The organism is Flectobacillus rivi, from assembly GCF_030056655.1.
Classification (GTDB): Bacteria; Bacteroidota; Bacteroidia; order Cytophagales; family Spirosomataceae; genus Flectobacillus; species Flectobacillus rivi.
Window position 1 is genome coordinate 80,601 of record NZ_JASHIE010000012.1, and the last position, 21,662, is coordinate 102,262.

Consider the following 21,662-nt stretch of genomic DNA (forward strand, 5'->3'; position numbering starts at 1 on the left):
ACCAACCGTCTGTATTTTTGAGTTCTATTAAGCTTTTGCTTTAATTTGATTCATCATATTCTCTACATCTTCGAGTAGTCTTTCCGCTTTTTCACGAGCTTCATTTACTACTTTCTTCCCTTCTGATTTTGCCATTGTTTCAGGAATTTCTTTTCCATCAATCAAATCAGTGATAAGGTTTTGTAGTTGGTCACGATATTTTTGCAATTGGAACAACAATTTGCTACGAGTATTTTCTCCTTTATCTGGAGCATACAAGATGCCCAACACCGCACCAACAGCAGCACCTGTCATAAATGCCCAAAAGGTCTTTGATGATTTGCTCATGAGTTGTTTTCGTTAATTAGATTTATAACTGAACCAAGTGTTAAGACGTTAGTAGAGCGGTAAGCTATGGCAAAATAGGTTTGATGTCAGCTAACACGTTTTATCATCTAATTTTCAAACATATATCGTAAACATTTCTATTTACAATCCATTTCGCACCATAACCAGGCTACTAATCGCCTACTTTTATTATTCAATGAGTTGCGAATATATACATCAACATCCACAACTCATCAATCAAAATTATTTATTATCAATCAAACCACGACCAGACTTACGAACAATACCGTCCTCAGCAAGTTTTTGAGAAAGTACATCTAACAAACCGTTCACAAATTGTCCCGATTTTGGCGTCGAGTAATTTTTAGCAAGTTCGATGTATTCGTTGATAGACACTTTTACTGGGATACTTGAGAAATGAATCATTTCGGCCAAGCCCATTTTCAAGATAATCATATCGGTCATTGCCAAACGGTCAGCTTCCCAGTTTTTGGTTTGCTCAATGATGATTTTTTCATATTCATCGTCATTGTTAAGCGTTTGGTCAAATAGGTCTGTAAAGTAAAATTTATCGTCGTCCCAATTCAAGGCTAATGGCTGTAACACCAATTCAGCGATGTTTTGGATTTTGAAAGTCTTCGTTGTTAAACTTTTCAAAACATCTTTATTCTCGCCCCAATTTAAGTCTTTTTCTTCAAAATACGCCACCACAGAGTGATGTTTCAAAATGAAAGTCTTAAGAATATGTACAACAATGGCTAAATCTTCTTCAAAATTATGCTTTGATGTACGAAGGTACGATTGGAATTCGGTATCTGGCAAAACAGCATCCAAGAAAAGTTTACGGATAAAGTTTTGGTCATCTTCTGTCCAACGAAGGTCACGTCTGATAATTTCGTTTTCGAAGTTAGGAAGATTACGAAGGGCAAGAATTACTTGGTTTTCGCCAAAACGAGAAGTTTTATGTTCACTTTCCAAAAGGCGACGTTGTTCGTCCCAAACGGCAACATCTGCCAATTCGACCAACAACAAAAGTAATTTCAAATAATTATCATAGATTTTTTCTACTTCTTCAATCATAGCGTGCTTGATACGCACACGGTCGCGTTTTACCGCATCGCGATAAATTGCTAATGCTTGTCTTCCTGCATTTTTCGAGTCAGCAGGAATATCCTCAGCTTTAACCTCACCCTTGAACAATTCTTCGAAATAGAGTTCAGCCAGCTTGCGTAAACCTTCAAGTTTAGGCATCTGTTCTTCTTTCGGAATCATTAAATCAAGATTTGGTAAAAATTGCTCGGCAATATAATCGAAGGCTAATTGATAATTGGCACGTTCCACTGTGCGGAAGGCATAGATAGTTTGGAATGCTTTTGTACGGAGTAAGCGTCGGTTGACCATTGGATATGCAAAGAACGTTTTTTGTAAATTTTTAACTGCACCATACCTTGGCGCTGAAATTCAGTGTGCAAAATTAGTATTTTTTTTAGAAACATACATTAGTAAAAAGAAAAAAAGCTTCGATTTTGAATAGTGATTTTCGCATTTGGAAGATTAACTCTCAAAATTGTCCATTCTTTTCGCAATTCTTTCTAAATCAACTCAAAACCTCAAGGAGTACCCATTCAATTATGAGGGATAAGCAAAAAAACAAAATCAAATATCCGAAATCCACAATCATCTAATTATGTTTGTAGAAGATTGTACAATAGACCCAAAAACATATCAATGTATCGACATCGCTGGAAACTATTGCGAATGGACATTGGTTAATTATACATGAAAGCATTAAAACATCTCAATAAGTATTTCTTCCAATATAAGTGGTATTTGATTCTGGGTACGCTTTTTACATTTATCTCCAATTTGTTTGGAGTCGTGCCTGCCCAAATTGTTCGCTACGCTTTAGATTTAGTAAAAGAAACAATCTCTCTTTATTTTCTGTATGATGGATTTGGCGCACAAACCGTTGTATATGAAATATTTGCTTTCTCAATTTTGCTCTATGGTTCTTTGATTCTCATCATGGCTTTACTCAAAGGGATTTTCTTATTTTTTGTAAGACAAACCCTCATTGTGATGTCACGCCATATTGAGTATGACCTCAAAAATGAAATTTATCATCATTATCAAACTTTGCCTTTGAGTTTTTATCGTAAAAACAATACGGGTGATTTAATGGCTCGTATTTCGGAAGATGTCGGCAAAGTGAGAATGTACGTAGGACCAAGTTTGATGTACGGACTCAACCTTATTTCGGTATTTATTTTGGTGGTTGGATATATGCTTTCAGTAAATGCCAAGCTGACTTGGTATGTACTATTACCTGTGCCATTTTTGTCGGGGAGTATCTATTTTGTCAATACTATTATCATTCGTAAATCAGAAGAGATACAAGCCAATCTTTCCAAAATATCTACTTTTGTTCAGGAAGCTTTTTCAGGAATTAGAGTGTTAAAAGCTTTTGTTCAGGAAGAGCCGTCTACAGTAGCCTTTACGAAACAATCGAATATTTATCGTGAAAAATCATTGGATTTGGTAAAAGTTGATTCTCTATTTACGCCATTGGTTTCTATTTTGGCAGGTTTGAGTTCTGTATTAGTTGTGTATATTGGTGGACAAGAAGTAATGGCTGGTCGCCTTACTCCCGGCAGTATCACAGAGTTTATCATGTATGTGTATATGCTCACATGGCCGATGATTGCTTTGGGTTGGACGACTTCTCAAATCCAACGTGCGGCAGCTTCACAGCAACGTATCAATGAATTTTTGAATATCAAAACTGATATTGTTTCAACAAAAGATATTTCGCAGCCCATCGAAGGAGCAATTGACATAAACCATGTAAGATTTGTATATCCAGACTCAGGAATCGAAGCGCTACATGATTTTAGTATGCATGTAAAGGCTGGAGAATCAGTAGCTATTTTAGGTACTACAGGGTCGGGTAAAAGTACCGTTGCAAACTTGCTTTGTAGAATGTACGATACCACGGAAGGTCAAATCAAAGTAGATGGTTTTGAATTAAAAGAATGGAATGTACAGAGTCTCCGTGGTCAAATCGGTTATGTACCTCAAGATGTATTCTTGTTTTCTGATTCTATCAAAAACAATGTACGTTTTGGTAGCCTAGATATGTCTGATGAGCAAGTCATTCAAGCAACCAAAGATGCAGATTTATACAATAATATCATGGACTTCCCCGAACAATTTGATACTGTGTTGGGCGAAAGAGGTGTTACATTATCGGGTGGTCAAAAACAGCGTTTGTCTATAGCCAGAGCCATTGCCAAAAGTCCGAAAATTCTCATTTTGGACGACTGTCTTTCAGCGGTAGATACCAAAACAGAGCATCAGATTTTGAACAACTTACAAGAAATTATGAAAGGCAGAACATCAGTCGTAATTTCTCACAGAGTATCTTCCGCTAAGTTGGCCGACAAGATTATCATGCTTGATGGCGGTCATGTTATCGAGCAAGGTACGCATGAAGAACTTATGGCAAAAGAAGGTGCGTATAAAGAACTTTTTGAGAAACAACTTCAAACAGAAGAAACTAATTCGTAAATTGGAGCTAACCTTTACAAAATTTTAGAGTGACGATTTAGCTTTAAGATATTCAGCAAAAAACGCTCTGCTTGTAAAGGCAGGGCGTTTTTTGCTTTAGTATTACTAAATTTGCTCAAACAGATTCCTAATCAGTCATTATATTCTTGAAAACGATAAGTGCTTATGCAGCATACATTCAAACACAAAGTATATCACGTCTTAGAGGTAGCAAGAGGGAAGAAAAATGGGGTCAACTGGCTGGTCAACATTCTAATAATGAGCATTATTGCACTTAATACAGTAGCCATTATTCTCCATTCTGTCCGAAGCATTCGTCGAGAGTTTGATGAAGTTTTTGTTGATTTTGAATATTTTTCAGCTGTATTTTTCACTGTTGAATACTGCTTAAGATTATGGGTTTGTACCGAAAATGAAAAATATAAACATCCTATTTGGGGGCGTTTGCGATATATGACTTCGACAGGTGGTATCATTGACTTACTGGCTATTCTACCTTTTTACGTATCTCACTTTACTTCTGACACTGGATTGATTCGTATTTTGAGATTATTTAGGGTATTTAGGTTATTCAAATTTTCACGATATGTCCATGCCTTGAGAGTCATTGAAGGTGTAATTAAGGAAAAAAGAGAAGAATTGGTATTGAGTTTAGTTTTCTTAATTTTTCTGCTACTTATAGCCTCCTCGGTGATGTACTACCTCGAAAGTCCAGCACAGCCAAGAGTTTTCTCGAGTATTCCTGCAACTTTATGGTGGGGCATAACTACCATAACATCAATTGGTTATGGAGACATTTACCCTGTAACGATTTTAGGAAAAGTATTCGGCGGGATAATAGCAATTTCAGGAATTGCTATCATTGCATTACCTACGGGTATTTTAGCTTCAGGATTTGCTGAGCATATCAATATTCATAAAAAAGAGAGAGAAAAACATCGCTTTTGTCCACATTGTGGCAAAGAGCTACCATAAACTCTTAACAAAAGTCAATATTTTAGTTAATGATATACTAAAAGCTACGTATAGTATGTATCTTTCTGAAGCTTTTAAATTCTTGATAAGTTCAAGAAAGAAAACTAATTACGGTTAGACCAGCTCTACTTTTTGATTGAAAAAGGTATTTCATACAGGAGATTATTCAATAATTTTTACTTTGATAAACCATAATTAATTGCGACTGTGCAGGTATATTTTTGTTAGAAAGTTAATAAAACTTCATATTATCGAGGCATTTTAGTCTAAAAGCTTCAAAATTTGTGTATTTTTGACAATTACTAATATTGAATATCCAACCCTAATCCAAACGAACCAGTTCGCCAGAAAATTTTAAATCTGCCTATGGCAAAACTATTAATAATCGACGATGAAAAAGCCATCCGTGGCGCCTTACGTGATATTCTTGAATATGAAGGATATAGCGTAGAGGAAGCAAGTGATGGAGAACAAGGGCTAGAAATGGTCAAAAACCATGACTATGATGTAGTTCTTTGTGACATACGAATGCCCAAAATCGAAGGTTTGGATTTGTTGCTACGTGCCACAGAAATGGGCAAAGGGACTCAATTCATTATGATTTCGGCTTTTGGCAATGTGGAAACAGCCGTAGAAGCAACCAAACGTGGAGCCTTTGATTTTATTTCGAAGCCACCAGATTTGAACCGCCTATTGGTGACAGTACGCAATGCCTTGGAAAGAGGTAAAATGATTACTGAAACCAAAGTGCTCAAAAAGAGAGTATATAAACTCAATGAAATTGTTGGAGATTCTGATGCTATTCGCCGAGTAATTGATACTTCTGATCGTGTAGGGCCTACCGAAGCTCGTGTGTTAATCACAGGGCCGAATGGTTCGGGAAAAGAAATGGTAGCCAAACGTCTTCACGAAAGAAGTAATCGTGCTCACATGCCTTTAATCGAGGTAAACTGTGCGGCGATTCCTTCCGAATTAATTGAATCAGAGCTTTTTGGCCATGAAAAAGGAGCCTTTACCTCTGCCATCAAACAACGAATCGGAAAGTTTGAGCAAGCGGATGGAGGTACTTTATTTTTGGACGAAATTGGCGATATGAGTCTATCGGCTCAGGCAAAAGTACTTCGTGCTTTGCAGGAAAATAAAATTACACGTGTAGGTGGCGATAAAGAAATCAAAATCAATGTGCGTGTTTTTGCCGCTACTAACAAAAACTTACAGTTAGAAATTGCAGAAGGACGTTTCCGTGAAGACTTATTTCATCGTCTAAACGTGATTCCGATCCACGTTCCTGCCTTGAATCAGCGTCCTACAGATGTCCCTTTGTTGGTTGATAAATTTTTACAAGATATTGCCGACGAGTACGGTCAGCCAACGAAAGAAGTAACTGATGATGCCATGAAGTATCTTCAAGCACTTCCATGGACAGGTAATGTACGCGAGCTTCGCAACGTTGTGGAACGCTTAGTGATCATGTGCGGCGATGTTATCAACCTCGATGACGTAAAACTCTTCGCTATGCCAGTCATTTAGATTGGGGATTGTTGATTTTGGAATTTGGATTTTCTGTCATTCCTAATTTAGTGAGTTAGTGATTGAGCGATTTAGTGATTATTTTTAATATAAATTTTGCTTGTAGAGATGCAATGCTTTGCGTCTAAAGAGTTATCATTCGAAATATAGTATTAACGAAACTTAGAATGATTCTATAACTTTTCATTAAAAAAAGCGGCCGAAAAATAAATTTCGACCGCTTTTTTTGATGCAACTCGGCTTAAGACGCAAAGCATTGCGTCTCTACAGCTAGAATATAAATTTTAGAATAATCACTAAATCGCTCAATTGTAAATCACTAAATTAGAGATGGCTCTTTTTTGTTTTACATTCTCTTCGACCATAAATACGTTATCGCTCCAATTAGCAAAATCCCTAAGCCAATAAAGCTTTCTTGCGGTTTGTCATAAATGATAAATAGTAGAACGATTAAACTAAAGCCTACATACAAATACTGAATATAAGGGCTCAAGGGACTTCTGAAGCGGTCACCCTCGTGGGGAATCTTCAAGAAACTTGCTACAGCGATTGTTCCCATAAGTTGCAATACAAAAGACGAATAGAGTAATATCTGTTGTAAACTTCCAGATAGCAATAAAATCAAAATCACTGCACATAATAACCATATCGCTCGAATTGGTACATCGTGTTTATTAGTTGGACGAATCCATTTCCATAAAGTATAATGCTGCGCCATGGAGTGTACAATTCTAGAACCTATCCAGATATAAGAACTCATCGTGGCAATCAATTGAAAGCCAATACCTGCGCTAATCCATTTGTTGGCCGTTGGACCTAAAATATTCTGAGTTGCTAAAATCGCTACTTCAGCTTGACCCTTTAATTGAGTATAGGTACCAAACTTCAGAAATACTAACTGTAAAAGAACATATACGATAATCACGCCTAAGGTGCCAAAAATCAAAGCCTTGGGTAAGTCTTTACTAGGATTTCGTATTTCTCCTACGATGTACGCAGCCGCATTCCAGCCTGTGTAGGCATAGGTCACATAAAGAAGTGAAACGGCAAAACCTGTCTTGGTAATTTCATTCCAAATTGGCACTTGGACATTAATAGCATTTTGAGGAATCGGTGCATACCAAATACCTATTCCTAATAAAAAACCGATGAAAAGTACCTTTACAACGGTTGTAATATTCTGAAAAACACTACTATGTTTGAGTGAAAATGAGTGCAATAAACTGATTAAAATAATCAGCAAAACGATATACCAACGCAAATTCGGTATGTCAAACGGACTCAAATAGGCTTCCATTGCAAGGGCTGCAATAGCTACAGGAGACGAAAAGCCTACAATCAAAGAAGCCCAAGCGGTGAGATAACCCCAGAAAGGATGAAAACCTTTACTGACAAAAATATAATCGCCACCAGATTCATTATAGTGCGTTCCTAGTTCGGCGAATGTAAATGCGCCAATCAATGCTAAAACACCTCCTAACACCCACAGCAATACAATACTCCAAACATTTTGTACATCGACTAATTGATATCCCAAACTGGTAAAAACACCCGTTCCAACCATATTGGAAATAACTAACATAGTGGCGGTCTTCCATCCTATTTTGTGCGACATAGGGCTTTTCTTTAAATAATGTCAAATATTTACTCAAATATAAAGGCACAAAGCCTTTTACACTTTGTGCCTTTATTCCTTTTTTAAATACTTTTTACAAAGTAAAATTCAATCTAGCAAAAATGGATGCTCATTTGAGGTGCAAGCAATTACTGTTTCTTTTCAGACTTAACAGAGGACTTTTTATCTTTTTCTGAAACCATAGTTTCTTCTTTGACAGAACTTGTTGAGGCTGGCATACTTGTATGATTTACCATTTTCCATTCACCTTTGATTAGCTCTACAATTCTTAACTCTTGAGAAGTTTCTTTCTTACCATCCAGAGTTTTTACTTGTTTATAAGTTACCCACACATAGGTAGGATTTACCTTTCTAAAATTTGTTTTTTCTCTTGCGAAAGTAGGCTTTGCTCCTTTTTTACCTTCATTAAACCAAGTGGTTGCCCAAGAGCTCAAGGCATCCCAACCATCCTTCACAATCAATTGACTTTTTTCGTATTGGGCAAAGTACGTCTGTGGAGTTTGACGATAAAGTGTCATCCATGTTTCGTAATCTTTGGCGTAAAAAGCTTTAGTCTCGTCGGCTATTAGTTGTTTAATTTTACTTTGGTCCTCGGGACTAAGAGTATTTTGAGCCTGAGAAAGGTTCACAAAAAGTAATAAAGCAATGCAAAGAGATCCTAGTATTTTCATAAGTAAGAATGAGTAAAATTAGATTTAAAATTATAAGGCCTTATAATAAAGGTAATAGATTTTGGATGAAAAATATCCGTTCTGTTTCTAAAGATTAGGTAGTTTTGCTTAAAATCAGTATCAACTAAATAGTAACGAATGATTTCATAAAATGTCATTCTTAACATGGATTTTTTCTTGCAAACATGAGTCATCCCTAATTTAGAGATTGAGCGCTTTGGCGAATGAGTGATTATTCTTAAGGAAGAAATTTACCTGTAGAGAGGCAATGCTTTGCGTCTCTACAGGTATCATTCTGAAATATAATATCAAAAAAAAGCGGTCGAAAATAACTTTCAACCGCTTTCTTAACTCTACTATATATAACTCAGCTTGAGAAGCAAAGCATTGCATCTCTACCAGTAAAATAATCACTCAATTATGGGTGACTTATATTTACTTTCTATAATCCAAAGCTGGTTTTCTATCGCCCAACAAGGCTTCATATTTAAAATCAGCACCTCCTCGTTTTTCGAGCCACTCAGCTTTAGCTTTATCGATAGTCGCTTGGTCATTCATCAAGTCAAGCGCTGTGATTGCTAGCGTTTTTGCGGCTACAATCATCCCTTTCTGACCAATAGACATACCACTTGCTGCGGTAGATTGCCAACTATGTGCCGACGAGCCAGGCACCCAAGTTGCAGTTCCTAAACCAACGGTTGGTACTACCCAACTCACATCGCCTACATCTGTCGAACCTCCTGAAGTTGCACTCTCTGAAGCATCATTAAAATTCTTTATCTTAGCAGCATTGTTAATATCTTGCTTTTGCTCACCAAGAGTTTCAGCTATTTTCTCTGCAAATTTTTTCTCTTCCTCATTGTACACAACCCCACCTACTTTTTGCATATTTTGATGAACAAGCGTTGCTAAAGTTACGTTTGGTAAAAGATTATATACTCCTCCCAATACTTCCCATTCAACTTTTGTACCTGTACCTAGTGCAGCACCTTGCGCGGCATTTTCAATTCGTTTCCAGATACTCTGTAAAATTGCTCTGTCTTTGTGGCGAGCATAATAATACACCTCAGCATAAGCTGGCACTACATTTGGTGCTTCACCACCTTTAGTAATTACATAATGGATACGAGTATCTTGTGGAATATGCTCACGCATCATATTAATCATATAGTTCATCGACTCTACACCATCTAGTGCCGAACGACCACGCTCAGGTGCGGCCGCTGCGTGCGATGCGATGCCTTTAAAACGGAATTTAGCATTTTTATTCGCCAATGACGTACTTGCATCCGCCGCATTCGCTGAACTTGGGTGCCAGTGCAATACCACGTCTACATCGTTGAAATACCCTTCACGAACCATATATACCTTACCCGAGCCACCCTCTTCGGCTGGACAGCCATATATCTTGACAGTACCAGGTTTACCAGATTTTTGAAGCCAGTTTTTTACCTCAATAGCAGCAGCTACAGAGGCTGTCCCAAAAAGATTATGTCCACAACCATGTCCTCCTTTCTGATTTGGAATTGGTTTGATTTCTGGGGTAGCCTCTTGTGCTAAGCCTGGCAATGCATCATATTCACCCAAAATACCTATTACAGGTTTCCCAGCACCATAAGTTGCTACGAAGGCCGTTGGTATCCCTGCAATACCTGCTTGTACCTGAAAGCCCTCTTTTCTCAATTGCTCTTGCAATAAAAGAGAACTCTTTTCTTCCATATAGCCAAGCTCTGCATAATCCCAAATTTGTTTTGAAATCTTGGCATATTCATCGAATCGTTTGTCAAGATTACCAATCATAGCTTGCTTCTCAGCTTCCAAAGGATTCGCTATAGCAGCCTTCTTTTTTTGTGCCATACTTGCGAATGATAACATCGAAAGCACGAGCAAAACGCATTTTTTCATAAATAAAGGTAAGTTTTAGTTTTAGTAAAGTGAATGTTGTGGATTTTAGTACTAATGTTAAATTTTCCGAATGACCTCCTCTGACGAGACTCTTGTTCTGGCTGCATAAATTCCTTCTTCTGTTCCTTTTCCACAGGCTACAATCATACAAACCTCTGCACCTGCTGGAGCATCAATCAATTTTTTGACCAAACGACTATCAAAACCTTCCATCGGACAAGTATCATATTCGTGCGAAGCCATACTCAACATAAAAGTTTGGGCTGCCAATGCACATGATTTGTGTACCATCACTCGTTGGTCGGCATGCGATGAGACTCTCAGAAAGGGACGATTAAATCCTTTGACTAGAACAATAAGCTTGCGAAGCAAAGTCATAAAGCCAAACCAGTCATTGCGATAAAACAATGGCATCAGTTTGCCATAATAATCCATCGCTCGTTTATCACGACCTGAAAGTTCTTTTCCTTGAAATTGCTTTTTGAGATTGTCCAAGTTCCATTGTGCCATATTTTTCCAACGGTCTTGGCGAGTCAAGAAAATAATCAAATGAGGGGCTGTTCGAGCGGCAGACTGATTGAAACAGGCCTTGGCTATAGCTTCTTTTTTGTCAGGACTACTAACCCACACAAACTCCCAAAGTTGCATATTACTGCTATTGGGCGAAAGCGTGGCCAACTCCAAACTTTTCTGGATAATCTGCTCGTCTATTTCAGCTTGAGCATCATATACTCGAACCGAACGGCGATAGTCAACAATCTTGGCAAAAAAATCTTGCTGCATGTGTCGTATGTTGATGAATTAAATTGGGCTTGTCTTACAAAGTTAAAATTCTTAGGCAAAAAACAAAGCAAAATCAAGGTATATATCCATTAAAAAATCATTTTGATACAATTAAAAATAGCGATTAAACTTTTCTTTCTTCTGATTTTTAGACAAATAAGTATTGACAAATATATTTTTTAGCCTATTTTTGTATAAATTTTTAGACTAATCTAAAAATTAAATAAACCAAAGCTAAACCATATCTCATCTTATAACTTTCTAAGCCCAACAAAACCCTTGTTTCACTCTCATGAAAAAATTATTACTATTACTTGGCATATTGTATTCTATTAGTACTCAAGCACAAGTACGACTCCAAGGCAATGTGATTGCTTCTGACACAAAAGAAGAAATCATTGGAGCCAATCTGTATTTGGTAGAACTTCGTCGTGGCACTCTGAGTCAATCCGCTGGAAAATTCAGCTTTGAGGAAGTCAAAAAAGGGAGTTATATGCTTCAGATAAGTCATATTGGATACAAAACTTTCACTCAAAAAATCAGTATAAAATCAGATAGCACTTTTCAAATCGCCCTCACGCCAAGTGCGGTTTCGCTCGAAGAAGTCATTGTCTCTGGCTCGGCAAGCAAAACGGTTGTTAAAGAAAGCCCTATTCCCATTGCCGCACTCTCCAAAACACAATGGCTTCAATCAGGTAGTACCAACCTTGTCGATGCAATTAGTAAACTCCCTGGCATGTCGCAAATTACCACTGGCGCCACATTGTCAAAGCCTATTATTCGTGGACTCGGCTTTAATCGCGTGATTACCATGCACGATGGAGTTCGTCAGGAAGATAATCAATGGGGCGAAGAACACTCATTGCATATCGACGAATATTCAATTGATCGATATGAGATTATTCGAGGAGCAGGTTCGTTGATGTACGGCTCAGATGGTATAGGAGGCGTTATGTCAGTTATTTCAATTTTGCCTGCTGAAAATACGCCTCTGGCAGGAAACATTTTGTACAATTATCAGAGTAATCAAGGGTTTCATGGAGTATCTGGTACTCTGGTACACAATCAAAATGGGCTACTTTGGCAAGCGAGATTTAGCATGAAAGATGGGCAAAACTATCAAAACAAATATGATGGTCGAGTTTGGGGTTCAAACTTCAATGAACTTAATTTTTCAGGAATAGTTGGTGTACAAAAGAAATGGGGATACTCCCGTTTGTACTTTTCAAAGTTTGGTCAAAATATCAATATCATCGATGGACAACGTGATTCACAAGGGCATTTTGTCAAATCTGTTTTGGAAAATGGAGAAGAAACGTTAGTTACTGTATCTTCTCAAGAGCTTGAGGGACGAGCCATTAATCCCAGTAATTCGCAAGCGCTGAGCAATTATAAGTGGACAAGTAGCTCCCTATTTCAGTTGGGTGCTTCTTCTTTAAGCTTTGTTTTTTCTTATACTCAAAATCATCGTCGTGAATATGGAAATATTTTCAGACCTTCTGAACCTGATTTGTATTTCTTTTTACAAAACTATTACTACGATATTCGCTTGCATTTGCCCGAACGCAATCAATGGGAGACCAGCATTGGTAGCAATGGTTTATGGCAAAACATGAATAATAAAGGTAATGAAACGCTATATCCTAATTTCAATTTGGCAGATAAAGGCATTTTTGTTTTTTCGAAAAAAAAATGGAATAATTGGATTGTTAGCGGAGGACTCCGCTATGACTATCGCCAATTAAATATCTCTCAACTTTATGTAGATGCGAATGGCAAATTTCAGACATCGCCTCAAGGAGCTGTAGAAGAGCGTTTTAGTGGGCTCAGTAATTCTTACAGTAATATAACAGGAAGTTTGGGTGTCGTTTATAAACTCAATTCAAACCTAAGTCTGCGCACCAATACCGCCAGAGGCTTCCGTGCACCATCTGTTCCAGAATTATCATCAAATGGCGAACATGCAGGGACTTATCGTTATGAAATTGGGCATGTAAATCAAAAGTCAGAAGTTTCTTTACAAACAGATATTGGCTTTACGTGGGAAAATCGCCAATGGTATCTTGATGTGAGCTGGTTTAGAAATCAAATTCAACACTATACTTATTCTGAAAGAGTTCAGGCGCCAAATGGAAAAGATTCTATAATTAATCAAGTGCCTGTGTTCAGATATGTACAGGGCAATGCGCTTTTGCAAGGCTTGGAGGCAACTGTCAACTTTACTCCTGTACCATGGCTGAGTTTCAATCAAAGCTATTCGATGGTAAAAGGTATTAATCAACAAGCCATTAACGACTCGTCAAAGTATTTGCCATTTATGCCACCAGCACGATGGATTAGTCAAGTAAAATGGAGTAAAAAAACTTGGGGAAAATATGTGGAGAACGTGTATTTCTTAGCAGAATTAGAACATCATCAAACTCAAAATCAGGTGCTTTTGGCTTACAATACCGAAACGATTACACCAGCTTATACCCTAGTAAATCTAGGAACAGGTATGACTTGGCGGAACAAAGACAAAAAAACAATTGCGTCGCTCTATATCAATGTCAATAACCTCTTTGACTTGGCATATCAAAACCATCAAAGCCGACTAAAGTATCTCGACACAAACCCCACGACTCAAAGACGTGGAGTTTATAATATGGGCAGAAATGTCAGTATAAAATTGGTCGTACCGATTCATTAATTGTGAATTTTGAATGAGTGATTTAGTGATTATTTTAAAATCATTGAATCATAAAATAAACTAATCACTCATTCAAAATTCACTAATTCACTCAATACTTCTAATGCCACTGCAAGGTATTAATCAAGCGAATGACGTCTGTTTTGAGATAGTCAATTACAGGAGCTAAAGAATCACTTTTTGTGGCTGTATTGAAATACAAAGCACCTCTTAGATAATGCTTGGTGGAGTCGGTCGTATAGAATTGCACATACGTTGGCACTTCGCCTTCTAATTCTATCAACTTAGCCGTTTTGCCAGACTTAGTTTTCATAACCAAATCTTTGATAGAATAAGCCTTAATATTATGCCTTGCTGCCAAACGGTGAGCATCGTCAATAAGTTTAGCCAGCTTCTGTTGGTCACCATTCAATGACTTATAAGTCAATTGAATCATTGCTTTCATTTCTGGATAATAAATATAAATCCAGTGTGGCTCCGCCCATCGAACAGTATCAGGCTTAATAATCGCATACTTCGAGTACTCAAAGCTATATGGGTGCTTTTCAGTTAGCATTTGATATTCGGCTTTGGGTAAATCAATACGATTATAGCCTTTGGGCTTGGGCGTAAAACCATCATCATCCTTTTTTTGACGACAAGCAGATACGCTCATCAAAAGAATGACTAACAAAGCAGAAAACCTCACAGCCATCAGACCATGAGGTTTTCTTTGAATCGTATATGTATGAATTTTTTTGAGATTCATTACAAAAGTAGTTATTGGTGATTGTGTCCTATTCTCTATAGCTAGAAGCTTTGGATAGGCTGATAATACTTGCAAAACTACATTATTCAAGTATAAATTCTAAGAGAGTGTTTAAATTTTGAAAGTTCCTTAAAATAAACACCTCATAGTTTGTTATATCTTTTTTATGAAATCCTACTGTTTGAGCCGAAGGCGAGTTTAGGATTTCTTGACTTTCTTTTGTTACTTTTCTTGTGTCAAGACAAGAAAAGTAAGGAGTTGCGAAGGGAATTTTTATTCCTTTTACAACGAAAAAACTCAAATATGTATAAAGAGGAAACGTTCTTATGTAAACTTTATTGCAAAATTTACGCCTACGATTAATCTTCGAATAAATTACCTAATCCACCCAATACCGAACCACCTTCCTTGTTGGTATTTTGACCATACGGTGAAAGTGTACGAATTAATTTAGAAAGAGGCATCGATTGAATCCAAACACGTCCTGTTCCGCGCATTGTAGCCAAGAATAGCCCTTCTCCACCAAATACCATTGATTTCAAATTACCTGCACGTTGAATGTCATAACTCAAGGTTGGTTCAAAGGCTACGATACAACCTGTGTCAATTCTCAATGTTTCATTATTCAAGTACTTTTCGACAATAGTACCACCAGCGTGTACAAACGCTAAGCCATCGCCTTGTAGTTTTTCAAGAATAAATCCTTCGCCACCAAAGAAACCAGAACCAATACGTTGGTTGAATGTAATAGATACCTTCGTACCTAAAGCTGCACACAAGAAACTATCCTTTTGAGCAATTAAAGTATTGCCAGGCATAGTAGCCAAATTAATAGGAACGATTGTACCTGGGTGTGGCGCTGCGAAAGCTACTTTACGTTTACCATAACCACGGTTGGTAAAGTGCGTCATAAACAACGATTCTCCTGTCAACAAACGACTCCCAGCTTGGAAAATTTTACCCAAAACAGAGTTATCAGCATTTGAGCCGTCGCCCATTTTAGTTTCAAAAGTAATACCATCTTCCATATAAACCATGGCGCCTGCTTCGGCTATCACAGTTTCGTTAGGATCTAATTCAATTTCTACAATTTGGATATCTTCACCAATAATCTTGTAATCAATTTCGTGCGAGTACATAGTTTGTTTTAGTTTTTAGATTCAGTAAAACGTTAATCTTATGATGCAAATTAAGATAAAGAATTAGTTCTAAAAATAACATTTGTGGATAATTGGCAAATTTGTTGAGTAATCGGTGTTTAAAACTGACGACCTTATCTCTGTCAAATATCCGTACTTCAAAAACTAGCAAATATTAGGAGTTGTATTCCAAAAGCGTACTTTGAATTACTTGAAATACCTCTTCTTTCAAAGTCTCTACATCTTCCTGAGTTTTTCCTATTGTTGAAATAGGCTCATGTACAACCACGCGCAAAGGCATACGAGTCAACGAAGGATTGCTATCAAACATAATTTTGTAGTTATTCACAAACGTAACTGGCACAATAGGCACCTGTTGTTGTATTGCCATTACAAAAGCCCCATCTTTTAGAGGTTTGTGCATCAATGGAGGCTTTTTAGATTTGATTCCACCTTCAGGGAAAATCACGATACTTCGTCCATTTTGCAAAGCTCTTACCGAACGAGTCATCGATTTGGCACGACTACTACGGTCTTCTCTGTCTACCTGAATATGTAGTTTAGAAAACATATATCCAAACAGAGGCACCTTCTTAATAGCACTTTTACCCACAAATGCGTAGTAGTTTTTCAAAACAACTCCCATAGCGGCAATATCCAAATACGAAAAGTGATTGGCACAAAAAACATAAGCTTTTTGTGTATCTGGTTGAAAACGGTATTCAACACGAATAGGAACTCCAATAATTGGAAAATATAGTTTTCCCCACAAACGATTCAGATAATGAGCTTTAGGTTTCCATGATTCTTTTTGAAGAAATAACCAGAAGAAAGGAAACAACAGCAAGAAAATAAATATCAGCCAAAACGCTGCCCAGATATTATAAAGAGTTTTAAAAATACGCATAGAGACAAAATTAGAGAAAAGTCTTCAGTTGAGAGAAGATAATTGTCAGGAAAGAATTGAGGAAACAATAAAAAAGCTTGATAGCTGTTGCTATCAAGCTCCTAAAATATTGTATTGTAAGAATCATATTTAGTCTGTACATATTACTAAACTCATAGATATGAGTTATCAATATGTAACTTATTTAGATTCCCATCATTTCTTTGAAGGCTACTGAGTTTCTGGTCGAAATCTCTAGTTCGATACCATTGTTCAATACCACTTTCATACCACCTTTGTAGTAAGAATCTATATCGTGGATATACTCAGTATTAATGATTTGCTGACGATTTGCTCTGAAGAAAATCGTAGGATCGAGGCGTTCTTGGATTTTATTTAATGAACGGTGAATCATCGGACGATTATTGCCAAAATGGAAACGGCAATAGTTACCAACTGATTCAATCATAAATACTTCAGACAATCTAACGAAATAGCACTTTTCGCCATCTTTCAAGAAAATACGTTTGTCGGGTGACAATCGACCTTCCGAAACAGCGGCAGTAGCTCTTTCTTGCTGAATTTCTGAACGTACTTTCTCAATCGTTTTGGCCAAACGTTCTGTCTTGGTAGGCTTCAGAATATAGTCCATTGCCTCAGACTCAAATGCTTGGATTGCGTATTGATTATAGGCCGTTACAAACACCACTTTTGGAACAAACTCTAATTCCTCTAGTAAATCGAAGCCATTTTTTTCTGGCATTTCAATATCTAGAAAAATCAAATCAGGTTGAAGTCGGTGTATTTTCTCCAAAGCCTCATCTACGTTCTCAGCTTCATCAATGATCTGAATGTCTGAAAACTCCTGTAATAAGTACTTTAGCTCTTGGCGCGCGAGTCTCTCGTCATCTACCAAGATAGTTTTAATTTTCTTACTCATCGGTTGTAAATTTAACAAGTCGTGATAATGGCGGTTACCAGCTCTTGGAGAATAAGGCAGTCTATTAGCCATACCTGAGTAACTGATTTTCAATTAATTAACAACAACAGTTCAACACCTGTGAACTAATCAGGATTGATATTTTAGTAAATACCTCGGATTTATTGCTAATATAGCAAATTCTATTGCATTTTGTTTGTGTCCTCATCGATTATTTCGAAAAACTCAGCCCTATTTTTAGTCAAATAGATTCGAAAAATCGTCTTTGCTCAAAATGTTAATTTTTTCTTCAAATGATTAAAAATTAACATCAAAAACCATGAGGATTGCTAAGGAAGTTTTACCAAGTTGCTTCAGGAATAACTGTGTCAAATCCCATTTCTCACGACTATCATGTATTTTATGGATAAAATTAACAACTTTCTTGACAACTATACCTACCGTCTAATAAGAAATAACGACAGTCTCTTTATTTCCCCTCTTACAACTGATTTTTCACAAAGCTCCATTTTTAATAGTTTATTCCCATAAAAATACAATCATTCCCTTATCATCTCCTAATAAGCTCCATAAATCTCGAGTTTATTGCTCAATTATTACCATTTGGTAACTACCAAATTTATTATTTCAAAAAATATAATAATAAAAAAGACGTACCCGAAGGATACGCCTTTTTTATTATGGGAAGGTAATATTACTCAACTACACCTAATTGTACAGTGTTAGTTTTCAAATCTTTGTTTGAAGGAACGCTCAATGTAGTTACATAAGTATCTCCTTTTGCGAGTAATCCTTTTGCCACCAAGATGTCAGTCATACCATTTACAGTAGCTTCTACATCTTTGCCATCAGCTTCGTAATAGAACACTTTAGCACCCCACAACAATCCCATCACAGTCATGATAGCTTTGTTTGATGTGAATACATAAAGGTTTGCTTTTGGACGGTGAGCCGACAAACGGAACGCAGTGTAACCACTGTTTGTGATACAAAGAATCGCTTCTGCTTTAGTATCACGAGCCAAACGACATGCACTAGCAATCATTCGGTCGTTCAATGCGTATTTAGAATCATTGTGTGCCAATGAGTGGTTTTTGAAGTAAATAGCAGCCTCGTCACCTTTTACGATTTCGATTTTGTTTTGTTGTTCTTCAACCACCTCTTGGATATGAGCCATTGTTTCTACTGACTTCACAGGGTAAGTACCTGAAGCAGACTCAGCACTCAACATCGTTGCAGAAGCACCTTGCAATACTGCATTAGCAACGTCAGAAGTTTCAGCACGTGTAGGAACTGGATTCGTAATCATTGATTCCAACATTTGTGTTGCAACGATTACTGGCTTACCAGCTTGCGTACACTTCTCAACCATTACGCGTTGCAAATGAGGTACTTCAGCACCATCCATTTCAACACCCAAGTCACCACGAGCTACCATGATAGCATCAGTAGCGGCAATAATTTCGTCTAGGTTATCGATAGCCTCTGGTTTCTCGATTTTAGCGATAACTTTAGTATCTTTTCCGTAAGCAGCGATTTTTTGTTTGATATCATAAATATCATCAGCTTTACGTACGAATGAAAGCGCAACCCAGTCAACACCATTGTCCAAACCGAAGTACAAATCTGCTTCGTCTTTTGGAGTCAAACATGGTAATGACACTTTTGTACCTGGAAGGTTAATACCTTTTTTAGACTTCAAGATACCACCATAAATTACTTCGGTAACTACCTCTTTTTTCTCTTTGTCTACTGCTAATACTTTTACTTCTAAGTTACCATCATCCATCAAGATACGCTCTCCTGGATTTACGTCTAAGTACATTGAAGTGTAAGTAGTACCTACTCTTTCTGATGTACCTACAACGTTTTCGTCCATTACGAAAGTAAGCGTTTTTCCAGCAATCAATTCTACGCCATTGTTTTCAACAAGTTGAGTACGAATTTTCGGACCTTGTAAATCTTGAAGAATTGTTAGGTTTGTACCTAATTCTTCAGAGACAGCTCTGATGTTCTTTACTCTCTGAAGGTGGTCTTCATGAGTACCATGCGAGAAATTAAGTCTGAATATGTTTGCACCTGCTTGGGCAAGTTTGGTCAACATCTCTGGTGATTCTGATGCTGGGCCAATCGTAGCTACAATCTTGGTCTTTCTTTGATAAGACATCTTTCGGTTACAGTTTAAGGGATATGATTGGGGAAAGTTATCGAATTCTTCTACTTTTTACAGCTATTGAGCTCTCGACAACTCGACAAAAAATTCAAATGATGTTGCAATTTACAATTTATGAATCGAAAATAGAATCTTATTTTGAGTATTTATTACGAACCCTAGCTTTAGGCATCATAAATTGCATCTAAATTAGGCAAATTTGGAATAATATGCACCAAACCGAAGAAAGTTTGCAGTTTATTTCTTTTTAGTTAACATGATTTCGAATGTATTCTTACAAAAAGAATATATTTTGGTTATATCTTTCTGTGTTTCTCTACTAGCGTTTTTTCGCTCTTCCTTTATCTTGTGGCAATTCAAAACTTTTAAATTTCCGCTATTACTCCTATCTTCGAATCTACTATCCAATTTTTTCTAATCAACTATGTTAAAGTCAACTTACCTCGCTTGCGCTATCGCAGCTATCGGACTTTCTTCTTGTAGTCCCAAAACTTTATTCCAAGCACAAGATTTCACCAAAGAAAATCTTTTTACTCAAAACATCGAAGGTCCTAACTTTGACTCCAAGGGACAACTTTATGTCGTTAATTTCCAAAAAGATGGTACCATTGCCAAGGTTATGCCTGATGGCTCTTGTGAGTTATTTCTTACATTGCCACAAGGAAGTACGGCCAATGCTATCCAATTTGATGATAAAGGTGCTATGTACTTAGCAGATTTCTCAGGACATAATGTGCTGAAGGTAGATATGCAAACAAAAGCGGTATCGGTATTTAGCCATAATGACCGTTTTAATCAACCAAATGATATTTGTATTACTCGTAAAAATGTCCTTTTTGCTAGTGATCCCAATTGGAAACAAAGCACAGGTCAAATCTGGCGAATCGATACAGATGGCACTTCGCATTTGTTGACATCGGATATGGGGACAACCAATGGTATTTGCTTAAGCCCCGACGAAAAGACGTTATATGTCAATGAAAGTATCCAGCGTAATATCTGGGCATTTGATGTCGATGCTCAAGGAAATATCAGCAATAAACGTCTTTTTACCTCCTTTAAAGATGGAGGCTTAGACGGGATGAAATGTGACAAAGCGGGTAATTTATATACTACACGCTGGGGATTAGGTAAAATTCTTATTTTCAATCCTTCGGGACAATTGATAAAAGAAGTCACTACCAAAGGAAAACAAACTAGTAACCTCGTATTTAGTCCAAACCAAAAAGAAGCTTTCGTGACTTTGCAAGATCGTAAGGGTATGGAAAAATTTAAGATAAAATAACAGGGTATCAGTCTTATGGCTATCAGGCAAAATCAAACATATTGCCTGATAGTCGCAAGATTGCTACGCTATAGCCATAACAAAACAAAACCCAAGAAAAAGATGATTATTAGAATTGTAAGAATGACTTTTCAGGAAGATAAAGTGGATGATTTTCTTGAAATTTTTAATAACTCCAAAAATAAGATTCGGCATTTTGAAGGCTGCCATCACCTCGAATTACTCAAAGATGCCAACCTACCAAATATATTTATGACTTATAGTTATTGGGAAAGCGAAAACTATTTGAATCAATATCGTGATTCTGAGCTTTTTCAAAAAACTTGGGCAGCAACTAAGGCATTATTTAAAGAAAAGCCTATTGCCTTTTCGTCAGAAAGAGTAGAAATCATTGAGTGAATGAGTGAT

17 protein-coding genes are annotated in these 21,662 nt (G+C 37.0%); 6 read left to right on the top strand and 11 right to left on the bottom strand.

Translation table 11 applies throughout. From position 1 onward, the window contains the following. Positions 1-27: 27 nt before the first annotated feature. A complete protein-coding gene (locus QM481_RS17300; protein ID WP_166550698.1) occupies positions 28-327 on the bottom strand; it encodes a YtxH domain-containing protein in 300 nt (99 codons plus the stop codon). A gap of 243 nt (positions 328-570) precedes the next feature. After that, positions 571-1,728, bottom strand: a complete 1,158-nt coding sequence (gene nusB / locus QM481_RS17305; RefSeq protein ID WP_166550697.1) for a transcription antitermination factor NusB — start codon at positions 1,726-1,728, stop codon at positions 571-573. A 378-nt stretch (positions 1,729-2,106) separates the two neighbouring features. Between nusB and QM481_RS17310 the strand changes: the two genes are divergently transcribed. From QM481_RS17310 to QM481_RS17320, 3 genes are all read left to right on the top strand, one after another. Beyond that, positions 2,107-3,894: an ABC transporter ATP-binding protein gene (locus QM481_RS17310; RefSeq protein WP_166550696.1), complete on the top strand. Its 1,788-nt coding sequence runs from the start codon at positions 2,107-2,109 to the stop codon at positions 3,892-3,894. A gap of 165 nt (positions 3,895-4,059) precedes the next feature. Then, positions 4,060-4,869 carry an ion transporter gene (locus QM481_RS17315; RefSeq protein ID WP_283382644.1) on the top strand — a complete coding sequence of 270 codons (810 nt, stop codon included), beginning with the start codon at positions 4,060-4,062 and terminating at the stop codon, positions 4,867-4,869. Positions 4,870-5,235: 366 nt separating this feature from the next. Next, the gene (locus tag QM481_RS17320; protein ID WP_166550694.1) at positions 5,236-6,399 is read left to right on the top strand and encodes a sigma-54-dependent transcriptional regulator; all 1,164 of its coding nucleotides are present in this window, start codon (positions 5,236-5,238) and stop codon (positions 6,397-6,399) included. A 346-nt stretch (positions 6,400-6,745) separates the two neighbouring features. Here the strand turns inward: QM481_RS17320 and QM481_RS17325 are convergent, their stop codons facing one another. The 4 genes from QM481_RS17325 to QM481_RS17340 form a co-directional block, all read right to left on the bottom strand. Beyond that, positions 6,746-8,014, bottom strand: a complete 1,269-nt coding sequence (locus QM481_RS17325) for an APC family permease (RefSeq protein WP_283382645.1) — start codon at positions 8,012-8,014, stop codon at positions 6,746-6,748. Positions 8,015-8,163: 149 nt separating this feature from the next. Beyond that, the gene (locus QM481_RS17330; RefSeq protein WP_283382646.1) at positions 8,164-8,706 is read right to left on the bottom strand and encodes a hypothetical protein; all 543 of its coding nucleotides are present in this window, start codon (positions 8,704-8,706) and stop codon (positions 8,164-8,166) included. Positions 8,707-9,141: 435 nt separating this feature from the next. Further along, on the bottom strand, positions 9,142-10,611 hold the full coding sequence (locus QM481_RS17335) for an amidohydrolase (protein ID WP_283382647.1): 1,470 nt from the start codon (positions 10,609-10,611) through the stop codon (positions 9,142-9,144). Between the two features lie 57 nt (positions 10,612-10,668). Then, a complete protein-coding gene (locus tag QM481_RS17340) occupies positions 10,669-11,394 on the bottom strand; it encodes a nitroreductase family protein (protein ID WP_283382648.1) in 726 nt (241 codons plus the stop codon). Positions 11,395-11,686: 292 nt separating this feature from the next. Between QM481_RS17340 and QM481_RS17345 the strand changes: the two genes are divergently transcribed. Next, positions 11,687-14,083, top strand: coding sequence for a TonB-dependent receptor (locus tag QM481_RS17345; RefSeq protein WP_283382649.1), 2,397 nt, complete (start codon positions 11,687-11,689; stop codon positions 14,081-14,083). 100 nt (positions 14,084-14,183) lie between these two features. Here QM481_RS17345 and gldD read toward each other — a convergent pair whose 3' ends face one another. From gldD to pyk, 5 genes are all read right to left on the bottom strand, one after another. Then, positions 14,184-14,777 (bottom strand): gliding motility lipoprotein GldD, encoded by a 594-nt coding sequence (gene gldD, locus QM481_RS17350; RefSeq protein WP_166550719.1) that lies wholly within the window; start codon positions 14,775-14,777, stop codon positions 14,184-14,186. Positions 14,778-15,190: 413 nt separating this feature from the next. Next, positions 15,191-15,970, bottom strand: coding sequence for a TIGR00266 family protein (locus tag QM481_RS17355; protein ID WP_095160179.1), 780 nt, complete (start codon positions 15,968-15,970; stop codon positions 15,191-15,193). Positions 15,971-16,145: 175 nt separating this feature from the next. Continuing rightward, positions 16,146-16,877 carry a lysophospholipid acyltransferase family protein gene (locus QM481_RS17360; protein ID WP_283382650.1) on the bottom strand — a complete coding sequence of 244 codons (732 nt, stop codon included), beginning with the start codon at positions 16,875-16,877 and terminating at the stop codon, positions 16,146-16,148. Between the two features lie 184 nt (positions 16,878-17,061). Beyond that, positions 17,062-17,868, bottom strand: a complete 807-nt coding sequence (locus QM481_RS17365) for a LytR/AlgR family response regulator transcription factor (protein WP_229241890.1) — start codon at positions 17,866-17,868, stop codon at positions 17,062-17,064. 622 nt (positions 17,869-18,490) lie between these two features. Next, on the bottom strand, positions 18,491-19,963 hold the full coding sequence (gene pyk / locus QM481_RS17370; protein ID WP_283382651.1) for a pyruvate kinase: 1,473 nt from the start codon (positions 19,961-19,963) through the stop codon (positions 18,491-18,493). Positions 19,964-20,393: 430 nt separating this feature from the next. On the opposite strand from pyk, the gene QM481_RS17375 reads away from it, so the two are divergent. Together QM481_RS17375 and QM481_RS17380 are read left to right on the top strand one after the other, a co-directional pair. Next, on the top strand, positions 20,394-21,254 hold the full coding sequence (locus QM481_RS17375; RefSeq protein WP_283382652.1) for an SMP-30/gluconolactonase/LRE family protein: 861 nt from the start codon (positions 20,394-20,396) through the stop codon (positions 21,252-21,254). Positions 21,255-21,356: 102 nt separating this feature from the next. Beyond that, positions 21,357-21,653 carry a putative quinol monooxygenase gene (locus tag QM481_RS17380; protein WP_283382653.1) on the top strand — a complete coding sequence of 99 codons (297 nt, stop codon included), beginning with the start codon at positions 21,357-21,359 and terminating at the stop codon, positions 21,651-21,653. The last annotated feature ends 9 nt before the right edge of the window (positions 21,654-21,662 follow it).

What these genes read in the sequence shown, in the direction of transcription:
- QM481_RS17300 (WP_166550698.1), bottom strand. Translation starts at nt 327, where the DNA reads ATGAGCAAATCATCAAAGACCTTTTGGGCATTTATGACAGGTGCTGCT.
- nusB (WP_166550697.1), bottom strand. Translation starts at nt 1,728, where the DNA reads ATGGTCAACCGACGCTTACTCCGTACAAAAGCATTCCAAACTATCTAT.
- QM481_RS17310 (WP_166550696.1), top strand. Translation starts at nt 2,107, where the DNA reads ATGAAAGCATTAAAACATCTCAATAAGTATTTCTTCCAATATAAGTGG.
- QM481_RS17315 (WP_283382644.1), top strand. Translation starts at nt 4,060, where the DNA reads ATGCAGCATACATTCAAACACAAAGTATATCACGTCTTAGAGGTAGCA.
- QM481_RS17320 (WP_166550694.1), top strand. Translation starts at nt 5,236, where the DNA reads ATGGCAAAACTATTAATAATCGACGATGAAAAAGCCATCCGTGGCGCC.
- QM481_RS17325 (WP_283382645.1), bottom strand. Translation starts at nt 8,014, where the DNA reads ATGTCGCACAAAATAGGATGGAAGACCGCCACTATGTTAGTTATTTCC.
- QM481_RS17330 (WP_283382646.1), bottom strand. Translation starts at nt 8,706, where the DNA reads ATGAAAATACTAGGATCTCTTTGCATTGCTTTATTACTTTTTGTGAAC.
- QM481_RS17335 (WP_283382647.1), bottom strand. Translation starts at nt 10,611, where the DNA reads ATGAAAAAATGCGTTTTGCTCGTGCTTTCGATGTTATCATTCGCAAGT.
- QM481_RS17340 (WP_283382648.1), bottom strand. Translation starts at nt 11,394, where the DNA reads ATGCAGCAAGATTTTTTTGCCAAGATTGTTGACTATCGCCGTTCGGTT.
- QM481_RS17345 (WP_283382649.1), top strand. Translation starts at nt 11,687, where the DNA reads ATGAAAAAATTATTACTATTACTTGGCATATTGTATTCTATTAGTACT.
- gldD (WP_166550719.1), bottom strand. Translation starts at nt 14,777, where the DNA reads ATGGCTGTGAGGTTTTCTGCTTTGTTAGTCATTCTTTTGATGAGCGTA.
- QM481_RS17355 (WP_095160179.1), bottom strand. Translation starts at nt 15,970, where the DNA reads ATGTACTCGCACGAAATTGATTACAAGATTATTGGTGAAGATATCCAA.
- QM481_RS17360 (WP_283382650.1), bottom strand. Translation starts at nt 16,877, where the DNA reads ATGCGTATTTTTAAAACTCTTTATAATATCTGGGCAGCGTTTTGGCTG.
- QM481_RS17365 (WP_229241890.1), bottom strand. Translation starts at nt 17,868, where the DNA reads ATGGCTAATAGACTGCCTTATTCTCCAAGAGCTGGTAACCGCCATTAT.
- pyk (WP_283382651.1), bottom strand. Translation starts at nt 19,963, where the DNA reads ATGTCTTATCAAAGAAAGACCAAGATTGTAGCTACGATTGGCCCAGCA.
- QM481_RS17375 (WP_283382652.1), top strand. Translation starts at nt 20,394, where the DNA reads ATGTTAAAGTCAACTTACCTCGCTTGCGCTATCGCAGCTATCGGACTT.
- QM481_RS17380 (WP_283382653.1), top strand. Translation starts at nt 21,357, where the DNA reads ATGATTATTAGAATTGTAAGAATGACTTTTCAGGAAGATAAAGTGGAT.